The organism is Bartonella sp. CL434QHHD, assembly GCF_042195145.1.
In the GTDB taxonomy this organism is placed as follows: domain Bacteria; phylum Pseudomonadota; class Alphaproteobacteria; order Rhizobiales; family Rhizobiaceae; genus Bartonella.
This window is the reverse complement of sequence record NZ_JBHINT010000045.1, coordinates 1-1,035: the sequence shown is the minus strand read 5'-3', so window position 1 is coordinate 1,035 and position 1,035 is coordinate 1. Positions and strand designations below refer to the sequence as shown.

Genomic DNA, 1,035 nt, shown 5'->3' with positions numbered 1-1,035 from the left:
TTTCAGAATCTTCTCACTCTTTAGCCGATCAGATGATTGTGCGTCCAGTTCATAAAGAACAACCTTCTCCACAATTGAGTGAGACGCTTTCAGTTTCTCACTTTTTGACCACGCCCTCTACAGATGCGGTATTGTCTATGTCTGTAGCTCCAGCGATGGTGTTTCACAACGAAATGCAAACAGTGCGTGCGGGAAGAGGGATTCTAAATAAAAGTAAAAAGAATGCAGCTTTATGGACCTATGCGATTAAATCTAAAGAGAGTATTGCGACAGAGCATATAGATTTTAAGTTAGATCAGACAGGTATTGTTTTAGGGATCAATGGTTTAAGCGAGTGGGAAAGTGGAGAGTTTTATATAGGTGGTTTTGGCAGTTATGATCGTGTCCGTGTTGCGCATGCACGGGGGGGTATCAGTGGTATCAATACTTATGGTATTGGCGCTTATGTCACTTATTTGGATCATAGTGGATGGTATCTCGATGGTATTTTAAAATACAATCATTATCAAAATACTCTAAAGGCAGTTTCAACGAATGGTTTAGGGATTGAAGGAAGTTATAGGCAATGGGCGGTGGGCGCCTCCTTTGAAGCAGGTTATCGACTTCAGACGTCAAAGAACAGTTGGTTGCAGCCTTATGGACAATTTACATGGTTGCAAGTTGAGGGTAAAGAAATCAAGTTATCGAATGACATGACAGGTGACATGCGTCCATTCACTTCATTACGCAGTGAGGTTGGCTTATCTTTAGGATATGAATTTGGTTCTCACATGGATTCCTCATCGCTTGCGTATATTACAGCAGCATGGTTGCGTGAGAATAAAGATGACAATCAAACGTTAATTAATCAACGGCATTCCTTTACCACCGACTTATCAGGGAATGCAGGTAAATTAGGAATAGGTTTAAGCAGTTTAGTGAGTGAGAAGTTAAAGTTATATGGTGAGGCCCATTATATTAAAGGGCGTAAAACAAAACAGTCCCTTCAGGGAATTATAGGTGTACGCTATAGTTTCTAAATATATGGTTATTTTT

The 1,035-nt window shown here is 40.1% G+C and carries 1 protein-coding gene; it reads left to right on the top strand.

Going from position 1 to position 1,035, the window contains the following annotated elements; translation table 11 throughout:
* The coding region (locus ACFILN_RS08390) for an autotransporter outer membrane beta-barrel domain-containing protein (RefSeq protein ID WP_375671275.1) at window positions 1-1,019 on the top strand (1,019 nt) is incomplete at its 5' end.
* Window positions 1,020-1,035: the final 16 nt, after the last annotated feature.